The following is a 24867-nucleotide window of genomic DNA, read 5'->3' on the forward strand; positions in this document are numbered from 1 at the left end:
ATGTTAACCAGTCGACAACTGCTTGAAACGCTGGTGGCGTTTGATACCACCAGCCGCGAATCCAACCTGGCGCTGATTGATTTCGCCTGGCGCTACTTAACCGATCTGGGGGTCAGCTGCGAGCTGATCCACAACGCTGAACGCAGTAAAGCCAATCTTTATGCGCGGCTGGGGCCAGCGGGCGATGGTGGCGTCATGCTCTCCGGCCACAGTGATGTGGTGCCGGTAGAGGGGCAAAAATGGAGTGTGCCGCCGTTTACCCTAACCGAGCGTGACGGCAAGCTATACGGGCGCGGCACGGCAGACATGAAGGGCTATATCGCCTGTATGCTGGCCGCGGTTCCGCATTTTCTGGCGCAGCCGCTTACGCAGCCTCTTCATCTGGCGATCACTTACGATGAGGAAGTGGGCTGCGTTGGCGTGCGTACTTTGCTTGACGCGCTGGCGCAACGTGCGGAAAAACCGGCTATTTGCCTGATAGGCGAGCCAACTGAACTGCAGCCGGTGCTGGGACACAAAGGTAAACTGGGCGTGCGCTGTGAAGTGAAAGGCGCCGCCTGTCATTCGGCCTATGCGCCGCAGGGCGTGAATGCCATCGAATACGCTGCCAAATTAATTCATCGCCTCACTGCGATAGGCGAACGCCTGTCGCAACCGCAACGGCAGGATGCACGTTTTGATCCCCCGTTCACGACGGTACAAACGGGCACGATCAACGGTGGCACCGCGTTAAACATTGTGCCAGCCGAATGTACCTTCGACTTCGAAGTCCGCACCTTACCGCACGATAGCGCGCAGGCTATCGCCGATGAGCTGGAGAATTTCGCTCAAACCGCACTTTTACCGCCTATGCGGGCTATCGCACCTGAAAGCGGCATCCGTTTTTATCCTATAAGCGGCTATCCAGGTCTATTCACCGATAAGGAGAGCGCGGCGGCGCAGCTGATTGCCTACCTGACTCAATCAACCGATTTTTCAACGGTAGCCTTTGGTACGGAAGGCGGGCTGTTTCATCAGGCTGGCATTCCCAGCGTAATTTGCGGACCCGGCAGCATGGCGCAGGGCCATAAGCCGGATGAATTTATCAGCGTTGCCCAGCTTGACGCGTGTGATGCCATGCTGGCTCGTCTTGCCGGATGGATGTGCCGCTCATTATCGTGACAACGTCACGGATTGCGTTGCTTTATGTTTTCCAAATGCCAGCTTCAGTAAGCACTAACCGTGTTACACGCGCACAAGCCGTATGCTGGTGACAAGCAATACAGCCCCGTTTTTTGGAGATTCCATGGTAAGTGCAGAAGTGACTTCATTCCCGCATCCTGAGCGGCTTGCGCCAGCAGCGAAAGCCGTTAACGTTGCCGTGCAATTAGATGGCGTGCTAAAGCGTTTTGGTGACGCCATCGCGTTACACAAGATTTCTCTCACGATTGAAGAAGGCGAGTTCATTACGCTATTGGGGCCATCTGGCTGCGGGAAAACTACGCTGCTTAATCTGATGGCGGGTTTTGCCGAAGCCGACGGCGGCGAAATTTTCATTGATGGCGATCTGGTGACGGAGATCCCGCCTTATCAGCGTGAAATCGGCATCGTATTCCAGAATTACGCGCTATTCCCGCATATGACGGTAGAGAAAAACGTCGGATACGGCTTGCGTATGCGCGGTGTGGCGAAAGATGAAATTGCTGAGCGTGTTGAACAGGCGTTGGCGCTGGTCAAACTGGCGGGCTACGGCCACCGCAAACCGCGCGAGTTATCCGGTGGACAGCAGCAGCGCGTGGCGCTGGCACGGGCGCTGGTCATTCGCCCGAAAGTGCTTTTGCTGGACGAACCCTTCTCCGCACTGGATAAAAATTTACGCTTATCGATGCAGGTCGAGCTAAAAGCTATCCAGCGCAAACTGGGCGTTACCACGGTGTTCGTGACGCACGATCAGGGCGAAGCATTGAGCATGAGCGATCGCGTTGTCGTGATGTCGGCGGGGCACGTGCGGCAAATCGGCACGCCAGATGAGATCTATCGCCGCCCGCGCGATCCTTTCGTCGCTGGTTTTGTGGGCGATGTGAACATTCTGCCGGGTCGATACGCCGGCCGTGATAGTGCTGCGGTGGTTGAACTGGGCGGCAATGCGCTGCGTCTGCCCGCGGAACGCGTCCAGGCTACGGTGGGCGAGCGGCTTGACGTGTATGTCCGCCCTGAGAACATTCAACTGGCTGCGCTTGGGCCGCACTCCTTCCTCAGCGCGACGGTGATCACCCATGTCTTCCAGGGCGACCATGTTGATGTGCATCTTGATGTGCCCGCGTTAGGCAGTGCGACACTGTTTGCCCGTCAATCGGGGCTGGAATCATTGACGCGCTGGCCGGTGGGCAGCGTGGTGGGCGTGATGTTTGATGATGAGGGCGTTTGCGCCTTTACCTCTGAGAAGCAGGGATAACGCAGATGCTACCAGAAATGATGAAAGCGGTGATTGCTCACCAGCCGGGCGGCCCCGAGGTGTTAACCATGGTTGACCGCGCGGTACCGCAGCCAGGGGCAGGTGAAGTGCTTATCCGCGTAAGCCATGCGGGGGTGAACCGTCCTGACATTATGCAGCGCAGCGGGATGCCCGTTCCACCCGGTACCAGCGAGGTGCTTGGTCTGGAAGTATCGGGCGTTGTCGCGGAATTGGGTGAGGGCGTTGATAGCCTGAACCTCGGCACGCCGGTGATGGCGCTGCTCAACGGGGGTGGCTATGCCGAATATTGTGTCGCACGCGCCGAACTCTGTCTGCCGGTGCCGGCAGCGCTGCCGCTGGCGCTGGCCGCCGGCGTGCCGGAAGCGGCCTTTACCGTCTGGCATAACCTGTTTGAGCTAGGCCGCCTAACGCCGGGTGAAACCGTGCTGATTCATGGGGCGGCCAGCGGCGTGGGCAGCTTTGCGATTCAAAGCGCGCAGGCGTGCGGTGCGCGGGTTATTGCCACGGCTGGCGGAGCCGCTAAGATTGCCGCACTTCAGCGACTCGGCGTGTGGCGCGCCATTGATCGCCACAGCCAGGATTTTGTCGCGCTGATCCAGGATGAAACTCAAGGCCACGGGGTTGATGTGGTGCTGGACAACGTGGGGGGGGACTATGTGGCCCGCAATCTCAGCGTTATGGCGCAGGGCGGACGCCATGTCAGCTTGTCATTTATGCGCGGCGCTAAAATTGAACTCGATTTGCAACTGGTGATGCGCAAAGGCTTGAGCCTGACCTCATCCACGTTACGTCCTAAGCCGGCCGCCGAAAAAGCGCGTCTGGCCGAGTGTCTGCGAAAACACATTTTGCCGCTGCTGGCAGCAGGAAAAATCATTCCCACGCTACATCAAACCTTACCGTTAGCGCAGGCGGCTGAGGCACATCGCATCCTGGAAGCCAATGCCAATATCGGCAAAGTGCTGCTCGCCATTGATCAACCAGGAGTGTCGAGATGATGCAGCTCTACTACGCCAGCACCTCGGCTTATGTTCGCAAAGTCATGGTTACGGCGCATTGCCTTGGGCTGCTCGATGAGATTACGCTTTTGGCGTCAGCGGCCCATCCCATCGAACGCGATGAGCGCATTGCCAGCATCAATCCTTTAGCCAAGGTGCCTGCGCTGCGAACCGAGGCGGATTTATGTCTGTATGACAGCCGCGTGATTTGCGAATACCTCAACGCACGCGCGCAGGGAAATTTACTGCCGGCGCACGGTGAATCCCGCTGGGTAAGTCTGGCTCGTCAGGCGTTGGGTGATGGATTGATCGATGCAGCACTGCTGGCGCGCTATGAGTTCAGCGCGCGCCCGGCAGAGAAGCAGTGGCCTGGCTGGGCTGATGCGCAGTTAAAAAAAGTCAGCGCCGCACTGGGCGAAATTGAACGTCAGGCTGCCGGCTTTAACACCCTCCCCGATGATATCGGTTTAATCGCTATAGGTTGCGCGCTCGGTTACCTCGACTTCCGTTTTGCCGGGATGAACTGGCGTAAGCAGCATCCCCTTACTGCCGCGTGGTTTGCAATTTTCGATGCTCATCCGGCCATGGCCGCCACGCGCCCGCATTGATAGTCAGGAGCTTACATGGCACAGCAGATTTTCTTCCTTAACGGACCGAACGCAAATTTGTACGGCATGGATAAAGGCGGCACTTACGGCACGGAAAGTTTTGTCAGTATTGGTGAGCGATGCCAGCGCCGTGCGGCAGCACACAACGTGAACCTGCAATTTCGCCAAAGTAATCATGAAGGCGTTATTGTCGACTGGATTCAGGAGGCACGTCAGCACGCGGCGGGGATAATTATCAACGCGGCGGGGCTGAGCTACAGTTCAGTGCCTATTCTGGATGCCTTGCTAATGTACGATGGGCCCATTATCGAGGCGCATATGAGTAATATCTGGAAGCGTGAACCCTTTCGCCATCACTCGATGGTTTCCAAAGCGGCCACCGGTGTGATTGCCGGACTCGGCGTGCTAGGGTACGAGCTGGCGATTGATGCGGTGGTCACGTTGATAAAGGCGGACGCGGCATGAGTACGTTGGTGTTTTACAGTGAATTCGACAGTTTCACCGAGTGGTCAGCGTTATTGGCGCCGCATCTTCCCGGCGTCACTATTTGTCGCGCTGAAGAGGTACAGCAGGCTGATGAGGTGCACTATGCGTTGGTGTGGAAACCCCCGCACGGTTTTTTTGCCCCTTATCGCCATTTAAAACTGTTGGTCAATCTGGGGGCTGGCGTTGATTCGCTGGTTGGCCGTAATGATTTGCCAGACATTCCGATAATCCGCCTGTCGGATCCGCATATGGCGCGCATGATGGCCAGCTACGTGCTGTTTGCCGTGCTGCGCTACGCGCGTGATATACCGGCGTTTGAGCGGGCGCAGCGCGATCGACGCTGGCATTATCTGCATCCGCGATCGCCAGAAAGCGTGCGCGTAGGGGTGCTTGGTTTGGGTGAGCTGGGAGCCTATGCCGCGAGTGAATTGGCGCGGCAGGGGTTTGATGTACGCGGCTGGTCGCGTTCGCAGAAAACGCTGGCTGGCATTGCCTGCAGTAGCGGAATGGATGCGCTGGACGACTTCCTCGCCAGCAGTGACATCCTGGTGGTAATGCTGCCGTTGACGCCGCAAACCCACGGATTGCTGAACGCTGAAAGATTAGCGTGCTTGCCGCAAGGCGCTGCGTTTATCAATGTGTCGCGCGGTGCCATCGTTGATCAGCAGGCATTAACTCTGGCGCTGAGGCGCGGGGATATTGCCGAAGCAACGCTGGATGTCTTCGATCGTGAACCTTTACCTCCAGATGATGCATTGTGGGGCATGGATAATGTGCTGATCACGCCTCATCTGGCATCTGTGGCGATCCCCGCCAGCGCCGCACCGCAGGTGGCGGATAATATTCACCGCATCACTCGCGGGGAGCCGGTGTTAAATCAGGTGTTTCCGCAACAAGGTTACTGAAGCAAGCGCTTAGTTGCGTCGCTATGCATCCAGGTGCGCATGAATGCGCACCCTACGACATCCCCTTACCCTTTATGGTGTCCCGTTCACGCTTATCTGACGAGCATTACGCCACCTTGACCACTTGCGGATCGAAATAGCTCGGTGCCGCCATGCCGGGAATGTACTGGTCGGAAATAAACATGCGGCAACGCTCGGCAAAGGCACTGACCACCATCGATTGCTGCACATGTGCCACCGTGGCATAGCCGAGTTGCATGGGCTTATTCACACCCGCCAAACGCACGCGAATTAAGCGTTTACCATCCTGCGAGAGGTGGGCTTTGGGCCGCACGTTAGCGATGCCAAAACCTACGCCGTTTGCCACCATCGCGCGGACCACTTCCATATTGCTCGAGCGCATAACAATGTTGGGCGTGACGCCGGCCTCACTAAACAGACTCAGAAAATATTCCCGGCTCCACGGCATATCCAGCAATACCATCGGCACATCGGCCAGATCCTGCATAGAGACGGCTGATTGCGTGGCGAACGGATGATGTTCACCCACCATCACATAAGGCGGCAACTGCGCGAGTGATTGAAAGGTGATGTCGCCGGCAGGAACCAGATCGTAAGTCAGGGCAATATCGATATCGGCCGCACGCAGCTGTTTCAATAGCTGCTCGTGATTGCCCTCTACCAGCGTGATACGCACGCCAGGAAAAGCGCGACCAAAACCGAACACCAGTTCAGGCGTCAACATCGGCGCTAAGGTATCGAGACAGCCGACGCGCAGCGGTCCGCGCACATTATTCATGGATTCTGAAGCAATCGTGTAGAGGTTCGACATCTGCTCCAGGATCAGCTTCGCCTCTTTTAAAACCTGATGGCCGATGGCGGTGAGTGAGACGCCCTGCGCGTGATGACGGACAAAAAGCTGCACGCCAAGCTCAGACTCAATATGGGTGATAGCCGCTGAGATCGACGGTGATGAAACGTGGATACGTTCCGATGCGCCGATAATGCTGCCCGCTTCACCGGAAGCGACAAAATATTCCAGCTGACGCTGGGTGATGCGACTGAGCATGCAGATTCTCCTGGGATTGCTGACGCGCTCATGTCGCGCCAGTCATTCTAATTGTGTTGGAGACTATGCATTTATCATGCCGGCTCCCGTAACAGGATAATCACCTGCCTGCATCTCTTCGCCCATTCGCTTCTGCCTCACCTGCGGTTAAGAAAATCCTTGCCAGAGCAGCGCTTTTTTTAGCGTCAGAAATTCTGACGCAACAGCGAGGTAAATGCTGTTTTACCGAATCTCAGCCTGACGGCAATATCGCTTTAACACCAGAGAGCTGCCTTCGCACTGTTGTAGTGCAATGCGACGTAACGGAGCAGACGGTGGTTCACAGTTGCTACCACAGCCATTTCATTCATTGGGGACGAGAATATGTTGCGTAAGATTTGTGCCTTAACGTTGTTGACCACTGGCGTATTAAGCGCGGGCAATGCAATGGCCGCAGATAAGCTGATTGTCAGCACCTGGGGCGGCAGCTTTAAAGATCTGATTGATCAAACCATCGCGAAAGAGTTCACCAAAGAAACCGGTGTTGAAGTGCAATTTGTCACGGGCGGAACCATTGACCGCCTCAACAAAGCTAAGTTGGCCGGCGGCTCGCCCGAAACGGATGTGACGTTTACCACCGCGCACGTCGGCTATTTATATGCCAACAGCGGTCTGTTTGAGAAGCTCGATATGAGCAAAATCCCTAATGCGGTCAATCTGGTGCAGCAAGCCAAAGTCAGCCCTTATCACCTTGGTGTTTGGGGTTATGTTTACACCATCGGCTACCGTCCCGATTTAGTGCCAAAAGGCGAAACCTTCTCCAGCTGGAACGATTTGTGGCGCCCTGAGCTGAAAGGATCGCTGGCGCTGCCCGATTGGGATCCCAGCCATATTATTGCGGTATCTGCCAAGCTCTCCGGTACGGATGCAGCACACTGGCAACAGGGGCAAGCCAAGCTAAAGGCGCTGATTCCGAACATCAAATCCTTCTATACCGATGATGCCAACAGCCAACAGCTGATCTCTACCGGCGAAACCCCGGTGCAGGTGATGTTGTCGATGAATGCCTACAGCATGATTGCCGAGGGCGTCAACATTAAGCTGGCCATTCCCAAAGAGGGCGCGATTCTCGGGGTGGATACCGTGGGAATCAACAAAGGCACTAAGCATGCCGACCTGGCCTACAAATTTATGAACATTGCGCTTAAGCCGGAAATCCAGCAGCAGGTGGCGAAGATCTATCGCGGCAGCCCAACGGTGACCAATGCGCATATCGATCCTGAGCTGGCGAAGTTGCCGGGCATGCTGACCACGCCCGAACAGTGGAATGCCACCATCAACACCGATCCGCAGCTGCGCGCGGAGAAAACCGCCGAATGGCGTCAGTGGTTCTCGGAAAACATCATGTCTCATTGAGGGGGATGGGCAGCCCGCGCTGCCCACTTCTCAACGGTAGTCGCAACATTTTATGCAGGCAGCAACGTCTATGACGAGAAAACCGACATTTTTACCCTGGTTCATTATCCCAGCCACCTTTACGGCGCTCGGGTTAGTGGTTGCCATGTTCGCCGTGATGCAGTTTAGCGTGCGGGCCTATATTCCCGGTTCACTGGACGTGGGCGGATTTACCCTGGCGAACTTTAATGGCTTGTTTAAGAAAATCTATGCCGATGCCTTTATCAACACGGTGCTGCTTAGCGCGAAAACCGCCGTTTTTGGTTTACTGATGAGCTATCCGCTGGCCTACGCGCTGGTGCGAACGCGCACCACATGGATCAAATCCACCCTTTTGATTATTGCCATCACGCCGCTGTTTCTCGGCGAAGTGGTGCGTACCTATTCGTGGATTATCGTGTTGGGCAATAGCGGATTTCTTAACAGCTTACTGCTGGCAATCGGCATCATTCATAAGCCTATCCAGTTTATGTTCACGCAAACGGGAGTGGTGGTGGCGCTGGTGCATGTGACGATGCCGATCATGGTGATGATGCTGGCCACCGCGCTGTCACACATCAATCCTGATTATGAAAAAGCCGCCACCAGCCTCGGGGCCGGGCCCATACGCACACTGCTTACGGTGACGATTCCGTTGTCGCTGCCAGGCATAGTTTCCAGTTTAACCACGGCCTTCGCCTGGACCTTCAGTGCTTTCGCCACCCCGCAACTGATCGGTGGAGGACGCGTTAGCACCGTGGCCACCATGGTGTATCAGCTGGGATTTTCATCGATGAATTTTCCGTTTGCCGCCGCGCTCAGCATTGCCGGTTTACTGCTGACGATTCTGCTGCTGATGGTGCTAAAACGCATGAGCCGCTTCCTGCACGCAATGGGAGAACATTAAGATGACGCGTTCGCTAAACGATAAACTGATTACCCTGACCGGTCGCCTGCTGGTCATTGCCATTGTTCTGTTTGTCATGCTGCCAACGATTGTGGTTTTCATCTCCTCATTCAGCAGCACATCGGTGCTGTTCTTCCCGCCGAAAGGCTGGTCACTGCGCTGGTTTGAGCGTGCAGTAAGTTACGATGATTTTCGTCACGGCTTCTATTCAGGCCTCATTGTTACCGCCTGGGCATCCTCCCTGGCGGTGATCATCGGCGCAACACTGGCTATTGCAATTGAGCGCTACAGCTTTCCCTGCAAGCAGGTGCTGGAAGGGGTGTTGCTCTCACCGCTTTTCATTCCCCATTTCACTATTGGGCTGGGTTTGCTGATGCTGGTTTCGCAGCTCGGTATCGGGCGCGGTTATCCACTGGTGATTTTCTGCCATATCGTGCTGGTGCTGCCGTTCGTGTTGCGCAGCGTGTATGTGTCATTAAAGAATCTGGAGCAACGTATTGAACTGGCCGCCGCCAGCCTTGGTGCATCGCCTTTACGCGTGGTGTGGACCATCACCGTACCGTTGATATTACCCGGCCTGTTTGGCGGCTGGTTATTTGCGGCCATCCTGTCGTTCAATGAATTCACTGCCTCGCTGTTTATTACCACGCAAGCGACGCAAACCCTGCCGGTGGCGATGTACAACTATGTACGTGAATTTGCTGATCCCACGCTGGCGGCGCTCTCGGTTATTTATATTGCCGTAACGGCAACAATGTTAATTATTGCCAATAAGTTTTTAGGCTTAGGAAAAATTCTGAATGTTGAAGCGGGACATTAATTAATTTACTGAGCGTCAGCGCTTTCTAACGCACCGATTAACTTCAATGCGACTCTTTTCCATGAAAAGGGCGGAGTCGTTCATCTTTAGGAAATTCACATGTCAGTAGAAAAAATGAATACCGTGATTGTCGGGGCAGGCCAGGCAGGTATTGCGATGAGTGAGCATCTGTCATTAATGGGGGTTCCCCATGTGGTTTTAGAGCGTAGTCGTATTGCCGAACGCTGGCGTTCTGAACGTTGGGATTCATTAGTTGCGAATGGTCCAGCGTGGCACGATCGTTTTCCGTCATTAAAATTCGACAATATTTCCCAGGAAGCTTTTCCGCCCAAAGAGCGTATGGCGCAATATTTCGAGGATTACGCAAAAATGCTCGATGCGCCCGTGCGAACTGGCGTTGAGGTTTATCTGGTTGAGCGCTTGGCCGGACGCAGCGGATTTAAAGTCGTCACCTCGGCGGGAGAATTTGAGGCGGATAACGTGGTAGCCGCCACCGGGCCTTTTCAAAAGCCCTCGTTCCCGCACATTGTGCCAGAGAGCGCCGCGCTGCATCAGATCCACTCTTCGGGCTATAAAAATCCTCAGCAGCTGCCGGAAGGCGGCGTGCTGGTGGTGGGTGCTGGCGCTTCCGGGACACAAATCGCGGAAGAGTTAAGAAAATCGGGGCGTGACGTGTATCTCTCAGTCGGCGAACACTATCGTCCGCCGCGCGCCTATCGCGACCGTGATTACTGCTGGTGGCTCGGCGCACTTGGCCTGTGGGATGAGGTGAAGATCAAGCCGAAAAAACAGCATGTTGCCTTTGCGGTGAGCGGCTATGAAGGCGGCAAAACGGTAGATTTTCGTCGTCTGGCCCACATGGGCATCACGCTTGTGGGCATCACTACGCGTTGGGATGATGGCGTACTCAGCTTTGCCGAAGGTTTGGCGGAGAATATTGCCGAAGGGGATAAAGCCTATTTCGATGTGCTGCGTGATGCAGATGCTTATATTGCACGCAACGGTTTGGACCTGCCGCCGGAACCGCAGGCGTGGGAGTTGTTGCCGGATCCTGAATGCCTGATTAATCCGCTGGCTAAGTTGGATATTCATGGCGCAGGGATTAGCACTATTATTTGGGCCACCGGATTTAAATTTGATTTTAGCTGGCTACAGGTCGATGCATTTGATGAAAAGGGTGTGCCATTCCATAAACGCGGTATTTCAGCAGAACGTGGCATCTATTTTCTTGGCCTGCCGAATTTGGTTAATCGGGCGTCCTCATTTATTTATGGTGTCTGGCATGATGCGAAATATATAGCTGACCATATCGTGTTGCAAAATGCCTATACCGATTACGTAAAATCGTAATTTATGCGCATGAGGTGCGTATAAATGCGCACCCAGCCGCGCTGTAGTGAATATTTTCGGATGCCGATTGATGAACATAACCTGTATTGAAGAGTTACGCCTACTGGCGCGTAAGCGTGTGCCGAAAATGTTTTATGATTATGTGGATGCAGGTTCATGGACGGAATACAGCTATCGCGCTAATGAGGCCGACCTGCAACGCATTGAATTTCGTCAGCGCGTGGCCGTCGATATCTCTCAGCGCAGCACCACCAGCACGATGTTGGGGCAACCCGTTACGTTGCCGATGGCGATTGCACCCACCGGCTTAACCGGCATGGTGCATGCCAATGGTGAAATCCTTGCCGCGCGGGCAGCAAAAAATTTTGGTATTCCTTTCACGCTATCCACCATGAGCATCTGTTCTATCGAAGCGGTGGCACAGGCGACACAGCACCATCCCTTTTGGTTTCAGCTGTATGTGATGCGCGATCGTCAGTTTGTCGCCCGTTTGATTGAGCGCGCTAAAGCCGCCAACTGCAGTGCGTTGGTGGTTACCATGGATTTACAGGTGTTTGGTCAGCGGCACAAAGACATCAAGAATGGCTTATCCACGCCGCCCAAAATGACGCTGAAAAATATGATCAACATTGCCAGCAAACCGCGCTGGTGCCGCAACATGCTGGCATCACCGCATCGTAATTTTGGCAATATTATTGGTCATGCCAGCGGGGTAGAGAGTATTGATGCAATGATGGCGTGGACGCAGCAGCAATTTGATCCTTGCCTCTCGTGGCAGGATGTTGAGTGGATTAAACAGCGCTGGGGCGGCAAACTGATTGTCAAAGGCATCATGGATGCTGAGGATGCGCGATTAGCGGTGGCAGCGGGTGCGGATGCCGTGATCGTTTCTAATCATGGTGGTCGTCAGCTGGACGGCGTCTCTTCATCGATATCCATGTTGCCACTGATTGTTGATGCGGTGAAAAATCAGGCCGAAGTGCACTTTGATGGCGGCATCCGTTCCGGACAGGATGTTCTCAAGGCTATCGCGCTGGGCGCCAAAGGCACCTATATCGGCCGCAGCATGCTGTATGGATTGGGGGCATTAGGTGAGCAGGGCGTAACCTGCGCGCTGAATATCATCCGTAATGAATTCGACCTCTCAATGGCGTTTTGTGGCAAAACGGAGGTGGCCGCAATTGATGCGACGATATTGCGTCAGGATATTTGCCGATAAAAAAAGCCGGACATGGTCCGGCTTTGTTCATTTCTGGCGTGAATTACAGCGCCATATCCTGCTTGCCTGATTCCACACGCGGCTTGGCCTGCGTTGGCGCCACGGTCTGGTCGCCCATGTTAATCACCGGCGGTTTAGTCAACTGCAGCGTGGCTGCGGTATTGTCCCAAACCTGCTGCGTCAACGCGGTGTTGCCGTTCAGCTTCTGGCCGAAACTTGGCACGACGTCACGGATCTTCTGCTGCCACTCTGGCGATGCAAACTGCTCTGGGAACAGCTTCTTCATCACGTCGAGGGTGATAGGTGCGGCAGTCGATGCACCTGGTGAGGCACCTAACAGCGCTGCCAGGGTTTTCTGCTGATCGGTCACAATTTCGGTGCCCAGCTTCAGCACGCCGCCTTTGTCTGCGTCTTTCTTAATGATCTGTACGCGCTGACCGGCCTGAATCAGTTTCCAGTCCTCTTTACGTGCGTTTGGATAGTACTCCTTCAGCGCAGCAAAGCGATCATCATCATTCAGCATCACCTGACCAATCAGGTATTTCACCAGATCAAAGTTATCAATACCCACATGCGTCATCGGCATGATGTTGCTGGTGGTGGTGGCGCTCAGCAGATCGAACAGCGAACCGTTTTTCAGGTACTTGGTCGAGAAGGTGGCGAACGGGCCAAACAGCACCACTTTCTTACCGTCGAGGTAGCGAGAATCGATGTGTGGCACGGACATCGGCGGAGCGCCCACAGAGGCCTGGCCGTACACTTTTTCCAGGTGACGGTTGGCGATCGCTGGGTTTTCGGTCATCAGGAAGGAACCGCCGACCGGGAAGCCGCCGTAGTTATCGGCTTCTGGAATACCGGTTTTCTGCAGCAGCTTAATGGCAGCGCCGCCTGCGCCGATAAACACGTATTTCGCATCGACAGAGCGCTTATCACCGCTCTTCACATCTTTAACGGTAACGTGCCAGGAGTTGTCACTGTTACGCTTGAAATCAGTGACTTCAGTAGACGTTTCCAGCTTGAAGTTCTGATCTTTTTTCAGGCTGCCGATTAGCTGACGGGTGATTTCACCGTAGTTGACGTCGGTGCCTACTGGCGTCCAGGTTGCAGCAACTTTCTGGTTCGGATCGCGGCCTTCCATCACCAGCGGTGCCCATTGCTGGATCTGCTGATGATCGGTTGAGAATTTCATGCCCTGGAACAGCGTCGTTTTCTGCAGCGCCTCATAGCGCTTGGTGAGGTATTCGACATTTTTGTCGCCCCAAACGAAGCTCATATGCGGAGTCGAATTGATAAACGAGTGTGGATCGTGCAACACGCCGCGCTGTACTTGTGAAGTCCAGAATTGACGAGAAATCATGAACGCTTCGTTGATTTCCAGCGCTTTGCTAACGTCGATTGAACCGTCTGCACGCTCTGGCGTGTAGTTCAGCTCCATGTTAGCAGAGTGCCCCGTACCGGCGTTGTTCCAGCCGTTGGACGATTCCAGTGCCACGCCATCCAGCTTCTCAACCATCAGCTGTTTCCAGCCCGGCTGAAGCTCTTGCAGCCAGGTGCCAAGCGAGGCGCTCATGATACCGCCGCCAATCAGCAGCACGTCAGTTTTTTCTGGTGCATCTTCAGCGTGTAGCGCAGAAGAGACAAGCAGCGCTGCCAGCGATAGGGCAGACACGATCTTTTTGGTGTGAGTCATTCCAGTCCTACTTATTATGCAATGCAGGTGAACGTTAAAAATTCGGTTTGCACATTAAGAGATTGTTACGAAATGATTAACTTATTTTTAGTTAATAAAGTATTGGTGTTAATTAATTAACTTTAAAAAAAGAAAGGCGGATAAAACATAAGCAAAACAGGGAGTAAAGCGAGGATAAACCGCTCAGGTCACGCGGTTATTCTTTATATCGGTTGACGCGACTTAGGTCAAATAAAAACCTCGCCTACCGCTGCACATTTCATAAACCATCACTGCACGAAGCGTGTTCATTACGCGTAGCAAAACTGTATTACCCTAAGGTCTCTAATGATTTGTTTAAACACTTTCACGTGGGCAACGGCATGGCTAACAAAACGCTGTATGAAAAACTGATCGATCAGCATGTGGTTCGGACGTTAGACGACGAAGGGCATGTGCTGCTGTACATCGACCGCTCTATTCTGAATGAGTACACCAGCCCGCAGGCGTTTAGCGGTTTGCGCGATCATCAGCGTGCGGTGCGTAATCCCGGCACTATTTTACTGAATGTCGATCACGTCAACCCAACGCGTCCCGAACGCGATGACGCGATGACCGATGCCGGTGGACAATTACAGGTTGATTATTTCCGCCAGAATGCCGCGCATTTTGGCATTGAACTGTTCGATGTGATGGATCCACGTCAGGGTATTGAACATGTTGTTGCCCACGAGCAGGGCCTGGTCATGCCCGGAATGGTGATCGCTGCAGGTGATAGCCATACCACCACATACGGCGCGTTTGGTGCACTTGGCTTCGGCATCGGCACCTCGGAAATCGAGCATCTGCTTGCCACGCAAACGCTGATTTATCGCCGGTTGAAAACCATGCTGGTGACGGTGAACGGCGAGTTGCCGTTTGGCTGCTCGGCGAAGGACATCATCATGGCGCTGATTGAGCAGATTGGCGCTTCAGGCGCTACCGGTTTTGCCATTGAATTTACCGGTGTTGCCATTGCGGCGCTGAGTATGGAAGGGCGCATGACGCTGTGTAACATGGCGGTGGAAGCCGGTGCTCGCGGCGCTATCATCGCGCCGGATGAAAAGGTCTTTGCCTATATTGCGGGCAAACCGCAAATGCCGGTGGGACCAATGTGGGATCGGGCCGTTGCGGAGTGGCGTGCATTAAAGAGCGATGCTGACGCGCCCTTTGATCGCCGCATTACCATCGATTGTAGTGACCTCGAACCCAAAGTGACCTGGGGGATTAGCCCGGATCAAGCTGGCGCTATCACGGGGCGCGTCCCCGATCCCGCGCAGGAAAAAGATCCGGTTAAACAGCAGGCGTTAAATACCGCACTGAAATACATGGGGCTGGAACCCGGCACGCCGTTAGCCGATATCGCCATCACGCACGCGTTTATTGGTTCCTGTACCAATGGTCGAATTGAGGATTTACGAGCCGCAGCCGCCATTATCGACGGCCATAAAATTGCGCCACACGTGCGAGGCATTATCGTTCCTGGTTCAACTCAGGTGCGTCAGCAGGCAGAAGCGGAAGGATTAGCGGCGATATTCATCAACGCCGGCTTTGAGTGGCGTCAATCGGGTTGCTCAATGTGTCTGGCAATGAATGAAGATGTGCTTGCGCCTGGCGATCGTTGCGCTTCAGGTACCAACCGTAATTTCCCAGGCCGTCAGGGCGCAGGTGCCCGCACGCATTTGATGAGTCCGGCGATGGTTGCCGCCGCCGCGATTGCCGGTCATCTGGTTGACGTCCGCCGCTTTATGGCAGCAGAGGTTTAAAATGGAAGCGTTTAACAACATTACCGGCACGCTCGCCCCGTTACCGGCTGCCAATATTGATACGGATGTGATCATGCCGAAGCAGTTTCTCAAAGGCATTGATCGCCAGGGTTTAGATCGCGGCGTGTTCTTTGACCTACGCTTTTTAGCCGATGGCAGCCCAAACCCGGATTTCATTCTCAATCAGCGCGGGTGGGAACACGCCACTTTCTTACTGGTGGGGGCGAATTTCGGCTGTGGTTCCAGCCGCGAACATGTGGTGTGGGGGCTCAATCAGCTCGGCATTCGCGCCATTATTGGTACCAGTTTTGCCGGTATCTTTGATGATAACTGCCAGCGCAACGGTGTTCTGACGCTGACGTTGAGTGATGAGGATTACCAGCGATTGAGTGCAGTGGCGAACGATCCTACCAACAATCGCATTACCGTTTCGCTGGAACAGCAGGCGATCCTTTTCGATAATCAACGTATTGCGTTCTCCGTGAGCGCATTGAAACGTGAAATGCTGCTGGGCGGCGGAAGCGCGGTAGATTGGACGCTGCAATACGCCTCTGATATTAGCCAGTTTGAAACGCAGCATTTTGCCCAACGTCCGTGGCTGAAACGCGCGAATACGGCAAAGGATGAACAGCATGGGTGAGATAACGCCGCGGGGAGATTCGCCGTTTATTGAAGGCTTTACGCTTAGCGATGTGCGTCTGGCTAACGGCATTACGTTACGCGTAGCCATGGGCGGCGAAGGGCCGCCGCTGCTGCTTTTGCATGGTCATCCGCAGAATCATCTGGCGTGGCGCAAGATTGCGCCGCAGCTGGCGCAAAAATATCGCGTTATCCTGCCGGATTTACGTGGCTATGGCGACAGTGATAAACCGCCGAGTGATGAAACCCATCGCCCCTACTCAAAACGCGTGATGGCCGATGACATTAGCCTGCTGATTGAAGCATTGGGATGGGATCGCGTGGCCTTCGTGGGCCACGATCGCGGCGCCCGCGTCGGGCACCGATTGGCGCTCGATCACCCGGAAAAACTCTCCTGCTGCGTATTTGTCGATATTGCACCTACCGCAACCATGTATGCATTAACCGATAAAACATTCGCCACGCGTTATTTCTGGTGGTTTTTCCTGATTCAGCCGTACCCGTTACCCGAAACCATGATCGGTCACGACCCGGCTTTATTTCTGCGTAAACACATTGATGGCCAATTAAAAACGCCAGGCGCAACCTCGGATGAAATATTTAATGATTATCTGCGCTGTTATCAAAATAAAGCGATGATACATGCAGTATGCGAAGATTATCGCGCTGCGGCCACCATCGATTTAGACGACGACGCGCAAGACAGTGATAAACGTATTGAATCTCCGCTATTGCTGTTGTGGGGTGAAAAGGGCACGGTTGGTCAGTTATATAACGTAGTGGATACCTGGCAGGATAAAGCGCGTCATGTGCAAGGGCAGGCATTACCTTGTGGCCACTCGCCGCATGAGGAAGTACCCGAACTGTTTTTAAGCCAGCTTCAGTGCTTCCTGGATTCTGTGTTATAACCGGCTAAATTTCTTTAACGCTGTGGTGTTATGAAGATATTGCTTGCCGGAAAAAGTTATCAGAAACCCTTGCAGGGCTGGCCTTCAGTAGACGATCTGTACGTGTTTATCAGCGTGGCGCGCTATGAAGGTTTTGGCCGCGCCGCGACGGAGCTGGGCCAGTCGCCATCTTACATCAGCAAACGTATTGCCATCCTTGAAAAGCAGCTGGAAACCCGGCTGTTTTTTCGCACCAACCGTGTGATGCGCCTGACGCCCGAAGGTGAAAAAGCGCTGGAGGGCGCGCTGCAGGTGGTGCATGAAATGGATTCTTTCCTAAATAATTTCCAGCAGTGGCGCGGAGAGCTGACCGGCGACCTCACCGTGGCTTGCTCCTTTGGTTTTGGGCAAGACTATCTTTCCGACGCCGTGGCAGAATTTATGGCGCGTCATCCCTCGCTGAATATCAAATTAATTCTCACCGATCGCGATATTGATCTGCTGCAATCTGGCATCGATGTTGATATTCGCGTCAGTGATGATATTAATCACTCTTACATCGCCAAAAAATTAGCAGCTAATCGGCGTATTTTATGCGCATCGGCAGAGTATTTAGCGCAGTCACCTGCATTAACCACGCTGGGCGATTTGATGGATCACAGCTGCCTTATTATTAATGAAAACAACAATACATTTGGGCATTGGACATTGACCGATGGTGAGAACAAAATTGTTTGTCGTCTTAATAGTCACTATTCATCCAACAGTGGCAAAGTGATTCTTAACTGGGCATTAAAATCACACGGGATTGCACTGCGCTCAGCCTGGGACGTTTCACCTTATTTAACAGAGAACAAACTCGTTCACGTTTTACCGCAGTGGTATCAGGAAGCCAATATATGGGCGGTTTATACACAACGCTCTTCAGAATCTCCGCGTATTAAGGTGTTTATTGATTTTCTGTCGGAGTATTTCGCAGAAAAAAGCCTGCCGATGACGCAAGGCAGGCTATGAATTCATGCAGGACGACAGTAAACATCAGCCATAGGCCACTTTACTATTGATGTGATAAAGCGTCGCTGTTGCAGCCATCACGTGTTGGCCATCGTGCGCCGGCTCGTGAGACTCAACGTCGGTGATGTGGTAGCCCACAGCGCCAGCGGCAAGTGCTTTTTGCACAAATGCGTCATTCAGTTCTTCCATTGAGGTGGCCCAGCTCACGGAAGTAAATCCAACCGGATGGATTGATGAAATTTCGCGATGGGTTAAATCAGCACGAATTAAAACGGGTTTTACAGATTGCGGTGTAAAGATTGAGATAACATCATTAATTAATTGTTTCATGGCCATACTCCTCGGAAAGAATAGCTGAGCCCATGGCTGAAGCTGCGAGTTGTTCAATTGTTGATAATGCGCTTTTACATCCCAAAAATGCTCACGGCGGGTGATCATTGCCGGTAAAGCTAATAAACACGTTTTGAGGTTAAGCGTTTTAGCTTTAATTGCTAATTAGATGTTAAGAAATCTTCAGCCACAACTCATTCAAACTTCCGCGAATATATTTGCATGTGGTTACATTTGCCGGTGTTAAAAATGTTGTCATGAATGGCGGCCTGACAAAAAACGGTAAAGCGCTTCTGACAGCCGCATTCATGGCAACCCGACTAAGGGTGGCGTTAGAAAAATTAAAACTCGCGCTGTCCGCCCAACTCAATCACCCGATTCGGCGGGATATTAAACTGCTCATGCGCGCGCAGCGCATTACGCTGGCAGAAATGGAAGATACCGCCTTTCACCCGCATCAGACCTTTTCTTTTTTTCATCACCAGGGTGTCATGTGAGGTAAAGAAGGAGGCTTCATTCACGGTACAGCCAAATCCTTCCAGCCCACACAGATGCAGAATTTCAGCCATTGACGGCGTTTCGCGCCAACCATAAGTGGCGGTGACTTGCCAGAATGAAGGGGACAGCTGGGAGATGCTCAGGCGCTTTTGATTATAAACGCGCGGTATATCAGCGGTGCGGATGTGTAGCAGCACCACGCGTTTATGTAATACGCGGTTATGTTTGAGGTTATGCAGCAGCGCCTGCGGAATTTCGTGCTGTTTCCGCGCCAGAAAAATCGCCGTGCCCGCCACGCGACTGGGCGGATTGGTTTCCAGCGATCTGACCAATGCTTGCAAGCTTTCTGGATCGTTATTCAATCGGCGAATTAAACGATTACGCTCGCTGCTCCAAATCAGCATGAGTCCCATCATACTGAGCGCCAGCAACACGGGCACCCAACCGCCAGAGAACAATTTCATCAGATTGGCGCTAAATAGCGGTACATCAATGCTGAGCATACACAGCAGGAAAATGAGAGCGACCGGTAACGGCCACTTCCAGTTACGCAGCGCGACGACGCCTGCCAGGCAGGCGGTAATCACCATTGTTCCGGTGACGACGATGCCGTAAGCGGAAGAGAGCGCCGAAGACTGGCGGAAGGCCAAAACAATCACCGTTACGGCAACAAACAGCAGCCAGTTCACCACGGGAATATAGATCTGTCCGGATTCGGTATGTGACGTAAAGATAATGCGCATCGGCGGCAGGAAGCCCTGACGTATCGCCTGATGCGTCAGGGTATATACCCCGGAAATCACGGATTGTGCGGCAATCACCGTTGCCATTGTCGAAAGCACAATCAGCGGAATTTGCCCCCAGGCAGGTGTGAGGTTAAAAAACGGGTTATTAATAGCCTGCGGATTGGCAATCACTAATGCACCCTGACCAAAATAGTTAAGTACCAGCGCAGGCATGGCGATGACCAGCCAGGCCATGCGAATCGGTGTTTTACCCAAGTGTCCCATATCTGCATACAGCGCTTCTGCACCGGTTACCGCCAGAACTACCATGCCGAGCGCGGCAAACGAGAGCGCTTTATGGCTCAGTAAAAACGTCAGTGCGTAGGAAGGATTGAGCGCGTAGAGCACGTCAGGGTTGAGTGCGATACCGCGAATACCTAGCAGGGCGATTGAAACAAACCAGACAAACATCACCGGCCCGAATACTTTACTGACCTTCTCCGTTCCGTGCCGTTGAATGATAAACAGTAGGGTAAGAATCACTACCGCCAGCGGTACCACATATTTATCCAACTCTGGGGAAACCACTTCAATCCCTTCAATCGCCGATAGCACCGAAATTGCCGGCGTAATAACGCCATCGCCATAAAAGAACGCGCCGCCAATTAAGCCCGCCAGCACAATGATGTGACCCGCTTTTTCTCCAACGTGCTGGCGCGCCAGCGACATCAACGTCAGAACGCCGCCTTCGCCATCGTGATCGGCTCGCATGACAAAACAAACATATTTCAGTGTGACGATGAGCGTCAGCGCCCAGAAAATCAGCGAAAGAAAGCCCATCACCGCCGTGGTTGATATGCCGCCGTCGGACAGAATGGAGAGGCACTCTTTGAGGGTATAAAGTGGGCTGGTACCGATATCGCCAAACACAATGCCTGCTGCGGCTAGCATCCCTGCCGGTAGGGACTGTTTTTCGTTCTGACTCATAGATTTCCTGTAGGTATCAGGTTTGAGACTCATGATGGCGAACATACCCGTTTGCTACGCGGGCGAACAGAGTAAGGCGAATTTATGAACACCATTTTTACGCCAATCGCCGATATTTTTACGGCATTTTTATATTGCTGCCTGGTTTATGATCTGAGCGTAGTTGATTAATCGTTTTAACAGTGAGAGAGGAAAGCAAATGTGAAGAGAAAGAGGGGCTTGATGTTGAGATAGCCGCGCAAAAAATGCGTTGCGCGGCTTTATTTTGCCGGGTATTACCAGCCTTTAATAATATCGCCTTTATAGATTTCGTTCGCTTTATCCAGCACTTCCTGCGACTGGAAGGCCTGTTTCAACTTCTGCACGTTGGCGCTGTCTTTATTGTCTTCACGCGCCACGATGGCATTGACGTATGGTGAGGCTTTGCCTTCCATAAACATCCCATCACGCGAAGCAGAGAGATTAACCAGGGCAGCAAAGTTATTATTGATGATGGAAATATAAACCTGTGGGTCATCCAGGGTGCGCGCTAGCTGCGGCGTATCAACTTCCACAATTTTCAGCTTTTTAGGATTGTCAGTGATATCCAGCGTGGTGGGCAGCAGGCCCGCTTCTGGTTTGACTTTAATTAGGCCTTGCGCCTGTAACAGCAGCAGACTGCGGCCCAGCGTGGTCGCTTCATTAGAGATGGTTACAGTGGCACCGATGGGTAACTCATTAAGCGATTTTATCTTGCGTGAATAACCCGCAATCGGGAATACAAAGGTGTTGGTTACTACGGCGAAGTGGTAACCGCGCTCTTTTGATTGCATCTCCAGATAGGGCAGGCTCTGGAACGCATTGGCGTCAACATCTTTGTTAAACAGCGCTTCGTTTGGCTGTACATAGTCATTGAAGGCGACAACATCAACATCCAGCTGATATTTGTCGTGCGCAACTTGCTTCACTGTGTCCCATAACGCCTGGTCTGGCCCGGTATTTATGGCCACTTTGATGTGGTTTTCATCGTTTTTATTACAGCCACTCAACAGTGCAACGGAAGCAGCCAGCAGAGTTGTGAGTATTATTTTCTTCATTGCGCAGGTCCCCTCTTAACGTAGGAAACGGACTATAATGGATATCTAGACGTCTGTACATCCATTGGCGAGCCGTTTGCCTGGAATTCGTTCAGGGGCCGCTACTTTTGCAAACAGGCGATGTATTTCTCGCCCGAATGCAGAACTTTTTTCTGCGCATTGGTCAAAATTTCACGATGCTCAAATGCGCCGTAAAGTTGCTCAAATTTTAACGGTGAAAGCCGAAGCATAATGTCGCTCACCGTCGAGGCAGAGAGTGGCAGCATATTTGGGTAGCTCCACATAAATGACACGGCATTAGCGCCAGGCGTGACTTGCAATATATCGCCGCTTAAAAGTAAGCCGTCATTGTGCGAATGATGCAACACACAACCCCCGGCAAAATGGCCGCCAAGACGAATCAGCTTCACTGCAGGTAAAATTTCCAGTTCGTCACCGTGCCAAAGCTGAATATGGGGACTGGAGCGCATAATCCATTCACGATCGCTGGCATGGAGGTAAATCGGCGCGTTAAAGGCGGTAGCCCAATCCTGCATGGTGCTGTAGTAATGCGGGTGTGAAATAGCGATGGCGTGAATACCGCCAAGCGCGCTGATAATGGCTTTCGTGGCGTTATCCAGATTAGCGATGCAATCCCAAAGAATATTTCCCTGAGATGTTCGCAGCAGAAAGGCGCGTTGATTGATGGCAAAGCCTGGCACCGTCTGCAAGCTAAAGAGTGTGGCGGTGTGCTGCTGCCATTTATTGCTGTGAGTGAGGAGCAGGCGTTCCAGCGGCATCCATTTTTGCCCGGTTGCCGGCACGTATTGCCGCTCATCGTCACATATTGCGCAGCGTTTGATTTCTTCACGTTGCTCGTCGTAAGACGTGCCGCATGCAGTGCAGACTTTAATCATGCTCAACTCCTGACCATAAATGAAACACGCTTATTACTGCGGCTGAAGCTGGTAAATCCAGGCCGAGAGCGGCTGTCCATCAAGGGTGATCACGTCGACTTCAACGCGATCGTAGCCATCTTCAAATTCATCAAGCATCGGCCAATGTGACGCCAGCCGATCGGACATAAACACATAACCCTGCACGCGTGGCCCGTCGTGCTGCAAAACAATGCCGGGAAAATCCGCTGCAGCGCCCCAGCCACGCGCGTAGTAGATGCCTGCAACCGATCCCGCCAGCCATTCGCCGCCGATATTTTCCAGAATATGGGCATTAGAGTGGCCTGGCTGTAACGTGCCATAAACAAATAAACGTTCCATTTTCCCTCGTAAAATCAAGCAAAAGCGGCACTTTACTCTGCCGAAGGGTTGATGTCATCCCCGGCATGCAGACCGCCCGATATGTGATGTGCGTACTAATGAAAATCGCTATTCTGAACCACCCGCCTGGTGAGGTAAAAGATCAATGATGAATAGTTCGAGCATTGCCCGCTGCACGATAAAAAGCTATCCACAATCCGCACAATTTGATGGCAAGAGATTTAATAATGGCATTCCACGCCAGCAGCTGGGATTGGCCGAATACGCCAAACTTATCTGGGACTTTACGTTTAACAAACCTAAAAATACGGTTCCCGAGCATGCATTACCGCTTATCCCTCTTAGCGCGCAGCAGCTGCTTCTCGCACCGGATAAGCGTGTATATCGGCTTGGACACTCTTCATTATTGTTTAAAATACAGGGCAAATTTTGGCTGACCGATCCGGTATTTACCCTGCGTGCGTCACCGTTTCGCCGATTAGGTCCCAAACGCTTTCAGCCCGCACCTATTTCACTCGACGCGTTGCCGCCCATCGAAGGGATTATTCTCTCGCACGATCATTATGATCATCTCGATTATCACAGCATCATGCAGCTCAAAGATCGGGTGCGATATTTCCTGACTCCGCTCGGTGTTGGCGACTTGATTACATCCTGGGGCGTTGCGCCGGAGAAAATTACGCAGCTCGATTGGTGGGAATCCACAGATATTGGCGGCATTCAATTTGTCGCAACGCCTTCGCAGCACTTTTCCGGGCGAGGTTTATTTGACGGTAATAAACGCTTATGGTGCTCGTGGAGCATCATAAGCGATGAATTCCGTTTGTTCTTTGGTGGTGATTCCGGCTATTTCGACGGATTCAAACAGATCGGCCATAAGTTTGGCCCATTCGATATGGCATTTCTGGAAAATGGGGCTTATGACCGTCGCTGGGCCGATATTCACATGCTGCCGCAAGACACCATAAAAGCCTTTAAAGATCTGAACGCGAAATGGCTGTTTCCGATTCACAATGCCACCTTCGATCTGGCATTTCATCACTGGAACGATCCGCTGAATCAAATAGTCGCGCTGGCAAAAGAACATCAAATCAAACTCTGTATGCCGCAAATCGGGCAGGGCGTGCAATTTTTGCAGCCGCAGGAAGAAGCCTCCTGGTGGTAAAAAGCAGCATCCCAGCGCATGAGGCTGGGATGCTTTTTATCAATCGAGGGTTAATTCATCGTACAGGCTGCGTAAGCGGGTGCGCAAAAACAGTACCGCTTTATGCTTGCGCGACAATAAAGCCTGCACGCTGCTGCCGCTTTCTGCTGCCAGCTCATGGTAGCTATATCCGAGGAGTTCGGTTTTCTCGAATACCTCGCGCTGTAACGCTGGAAGCTCAGCGAGCGCTTCTTCCAGCTCTTCCCACAGTAACGCTTTTAAATATTCATCTTCTGGCGTTTGCGGCACCCCAAATAAGGTTTCCGCCAGCTCATCCTCAGGAAATTCACCCTCTTCGTCACCGCCGAAGACGTTCGAAAAAGGCTGTTCGGTCTTTTTACGCGCGCGGTCGGTCATTTCATTGCGCGCCGCGCGAAACAGCCAGGCGGCAACGTTCTCCACCGGCTGCTCTACCTGCATCAGCTTATAGGTGACTTCCTGCAAGATATCATCAGCATCTTCACGCACCGCCGTTCGACCGCGAATAAACGCCTTCAGCTTTGTGCGACAGGCGTTGATTGCTGACATTAGCAGTGAATCCTGCGGCATC

At 52.9% G+C, this 24867-nt stretch carries 24 protein-coding genes; 16 read left to right on the forward strand and 8 right to left on the reverse strand.

Annotated elements, in window-relative coordinates:
- The 6 genes from argE to AAGR08_RS20865 all read left to right on the forward strand — a co-directional run bounded on the left by argE (position 1) and on the right by AAGR08_RS20865 (position 5449).
- On the forward strand, positions 1-1161 hold the full coding sequence (argE, locus tag AAGR08_RS20840) for an acetylornithine deacetylase (RefSeq protein WP_097097927.1): 1161 nt from the start codon (positions 1-3) through the stop codon (positions 1159-1161).
- A 124-nt stretch (positions 1162-1285) separates the two neighbouring features.
- Positions 1286-2434, forward strand: a complete 1149-nt coding sequence (locus AAGR08_RS20845) for an ABC transporter ATP-binding protein (RefSeq protein WP_097097926.1) — start codon at positions 1286-1288, stop codon at positions 2432-2434.
- Between the two features lie 5 nt (positions 2435-2439).
- Positions 2440-3450, forward strand: coding sequence for an NAD(P)H-quinone oxidoreductase (locus AAGR08_RS20850; RefSeq protein ID WP_097097925.1), 1011 nt, complete (start codon positions 2440-2442; stop codon positions 3448-3450).
- Positions 3447-4058 carry a glutathione S-transferase N-terminal domain-containing protein gene (locus AAGR08_RS20855; protein WP_345830682.1) on the forward strand — a complete coding sequence of 204 codons (612 nt, stop codon included), beginning with the start codon at positions 3447-3449 and terminating at the stop codon, positions 4056-4058. The genes AAGR08_RS20850 and AAGR08_RS20855 overlap by 4 nt, the downstream gene beginning before the upstream one ends.
- Before the next feature lie 15 nt (positions 4059-4073).
- Positions 4074-4523 (forward strand): type II 3-dehydroquinate dehydratase, encoded by a 450-nt coding sequence (locus tag AAGR08_RS20860; RefSeq protein WP_345830684.1) that lies wholly within the window; start codon positions 4074-4076, stop codon positions 4521-4523.
- Positions 4520-5449 (forward strand): glyoxylate/hydroxypyruvate reductase A, encoded by a 930-nt coding sequence (locus tag AAGR08_RS20865; RefSeq protein ID WP_345830686.1) that lies wholly within the window; start codon positions 4520-4522, stop codon positions 5447-5449. Before AAGR08_RS20860 ends, AAGR08_RS20865 begins: the two co-directional genes overlap by 4 nt.
- A gap of 106 nt (positions 5450-5555) precedes the next feature.
- Here the strand turns inward: AAGR08_RS20865 and AAGR08_RS20870 are convergent, their stop codons facing one another.
- Positions 5556-6518: a LysR family transcriptional regulator gene (locus AAGR08_RS20870; RefSeq protein ID WP_097097922.1), complete on the reverse strand. Its 963-nt coding sequence runs from the start codon at positions 6516-6518 to the stop codon at positions 5556-5558.
- 363 nt (positions 6519-6881) lie between these two features.
- Between AAGR08_RS20870 and AAGR08_RS20875 the strand changes: the two genes are divergently transcribed.
- From AAGR08_RS20875 to AAGR08_RS20895, 5 genes are all read left to right on the forward strand, one after another.
- Positions 6882-7913, forward strand: coding sequence for a polyamine ABC transporter substrate-binding protein (locus tag AAGR08_RS20875; protein ID WP_097097921.1), 1032 nt, complete (start codon positions 6882-6884; stop codon positions 7911-7913).
- Positions 7914-7983: 70 nt separating this feature from the next.
- On the forward strand, positions 7984-8838 hold the full coding sequence (locus tag AAGR08_RS20880) for an ABC transporter permease (RefSeq protein ID WP_345830688.1): 855 nt from the start codon (positions 7984-7986) through the stop codon (positions 8836-8838).
- Between the two features lies 1 nt (position 8839).
- Complete coding sequence (locus AAGR08_RS20885) at positions 8840-9658, forward strand: ABC transporter permease (RefSeq protein WP_097097919.1); 819 nt, start codon at positions 8840-8842, stop codon at positions 9656-9658.
- Between the two features lie 99 nt (positions 9659-9757).
- On the forward strand, positions 9758-11008 hold the full coding sequence (locus AAGR08_RS20890; RefSeq protein WP_345830690.1) for an NAD(P)/FAD-dependent oxidoreductase: 1251 nt from the start codon (positions 9758-9760) through the stop codon (positions 11006-11008).
- 70 nt (positions 11009-11078) lie between these two features.
- Positions 11079-12227: an alpha-hydroxy acid oxidase gene (locus AAGR08_RS20895; RefSeq protein ID WP_345830692.1), complete on the forward strand. Its 1149-nt coding sequence runs from the start codon at positions 11079-11081 to the stop codon at positions 12225-12227.
- 43 nt (positions 12228-12270) lie between these two features.
- On the opposite strand, the gene mqo is transcribed toward AAGR08_RS20895, so the two are convergent.
- Positions 12271-13917: a malate dehydrogenase (quinone) gene (mqo, locus tag AAGR08_RS20900; protein ID WP_345830694.1), complete on the reverse strand. Its 1647-nt coding sequence runs from the start codon at positions 13915-13917 to the stop codon at positions 12271-12273.
- A 362-nt stretch (positions 13918-14279) separates the two neighbouring features.
- Here mqo and leuC point away from each other — a divergent pair, with 362 nt between their 5' ends.
- The 4 genes from leuC to AAGR08_RS20920 are packed head-to-tail and all read left to right on the forward strand — an operon-like array spanning position 14280 to position 18241.
- Positions 14280-15701, forward strand: coding sequence for a 3-isopropylmalate dehydratase large subunit (gene leuC, locus AAGR08_RS20905; RefSeq protein ID WP_345830696.1), 1422 nt, complete (start codon positions 14280-14282; stop codon positions 15699-15701).
- 1 nt (position 15702) lies between these two features.
- A complete protein-coding gene (leuD, locus tag AAGR08_RS20910) occupies positions 15703-16341 on the forward strand; it encodes a 3-isopropylmalate dehydratase small subunit (protein ID WP_345830698.1) in 639 nt (212 codons plus the stop codon).
- The gene (locus AAGR08_RS20915; protein WP_345830700.1) at positions 16334-17248 is read left to right on the forward strand and encodes an alpha/beta hydrolase; all 915 of its coding nucleotides are present in this window, start codon (positions 16334-16336) and stop codon (positions 17246-17248) included. Before leuD ends, AAGR08_RS20915 begins: the two co-directional genes overlap by 8 nt.
- A gap of 30 nt (positions 17249-17278) precedes the next feature.
- Positions 17279-18241 (forward strand): LysR substrate-binding domain-containing protein, encoded by a 963-nt coding sequence (locus AAGR08_RS20920; RefSeq protein ID WP_345830702.1) that lies wholly within the window; start codon positions 17279-17281, stop codon positions 18239-18241.
- 24 nt (positions 18242-18265) lie between these two features.
- Here the strand turns inward: AAGR08_RS20920 and AAGR08_RS20925 are convergent, their stop codons facing one another.
- From AAGR08_RS20925 to AAGR08_RS20945, 5 genes are all read right to left on the reverse strand, one after another.
- Complete coding sequence (locus AAGR08_RS20925) at positions 18266-18571, reverse strand: DUF1471 domain-containing protein (protein WP_097097909.1); 306 nt, start codon at positions 18569-18571, stop codon at positions 18266-18268.
- Between the two features lie 341 nt (positions 18572-18912).
- Positions 18913-20781 (reverse strand): low affinity potassium transporter Kup, encoded by a 1869-nt coding sequence (gene kup / locus AAGR08_RS20930; RefSeq protein ID WP_345830705.1) that lies wholly within the window; start codon positions 20779-20781, stop codon positions 18913-18915.
- Between the two features lie 275 nt (positions 20782-21056).
- Positions 21057-21857, reverse strand: a complete 801-nt coding sequence (locus AAGR08_RS20935; protein WP_345830708.1) for a MetQ/NlpA family lipoprotein — start codon at positions 21855-21857, stop codon at positions 21057-21059.
- Between the two features lie 101 nt (positions 21858-21958).
- Positions 21959-22753 (reverse strand): MBL fold metallo-hydrolase, encoded by a 795-nt coding sequence (locus AAGR08_RS20940; RefSeq protein WP_345830710.1) that lies wholly within the window; start codon positions 22751-22753, stop codon positions 21959-21961.
- 33 nt (positions 22754-22786) lie between these two features.
- Positions 22787-23113 (reverse strand): gamma-glutamylcyclotransferase family protein, encoded by a 327-nt coding sequence (locus AAGR08_RS20945; RefSeq protein ID WP_097097905.1) that lies wholly within the window; start codon positions 23111-23113, stop codon positions 22787-22789.
- A 145-nt stretch (positions 23114-23258) separates the two neighbouring features.
- Here AAGR08_RS20945 and AAGR08_RS20950 point away from each other — a divergent pair, with 145 nt between their 5' ends.
- Positions 23259-24278, forward strand: coding sequence for an MBL fold metallo-hydrolase (locus tag AAGR08_RS20950; protein ID WP_345830712.1), 1020 nt, complete (start codon positions 23259-23261; stop codon positions 24276-24278).
- 39 nt (positions 24279-24317) lie between these two features.
- Here the strand turns inward: AAGR08_RS20950 and AAGR08_RS20955 are convergent, their stop codons facing one another.
- Entirely contained in the window at positions 24318-24866 is a 549-nt protein-coding gene (locus AAGR08_RS20955; RefSeq protein WP_345830811.1) for an RNA polymerase sigma factor, read from the reverse strand.
- Position 24867: the final 1 nt, after the last annotated feature.

It is taken from the genome of Pantoea sp. BRR-3P (assembly GCF_039621635.1).
In the GTDB taxonomy this organism is placed as follows: domain Bacteria; phylum Pseudomonadota; class Gammaproteobacteria; order Enterobacterales; family Enterobacteriaceae; genus Pantoea; species Pantoea floridensis.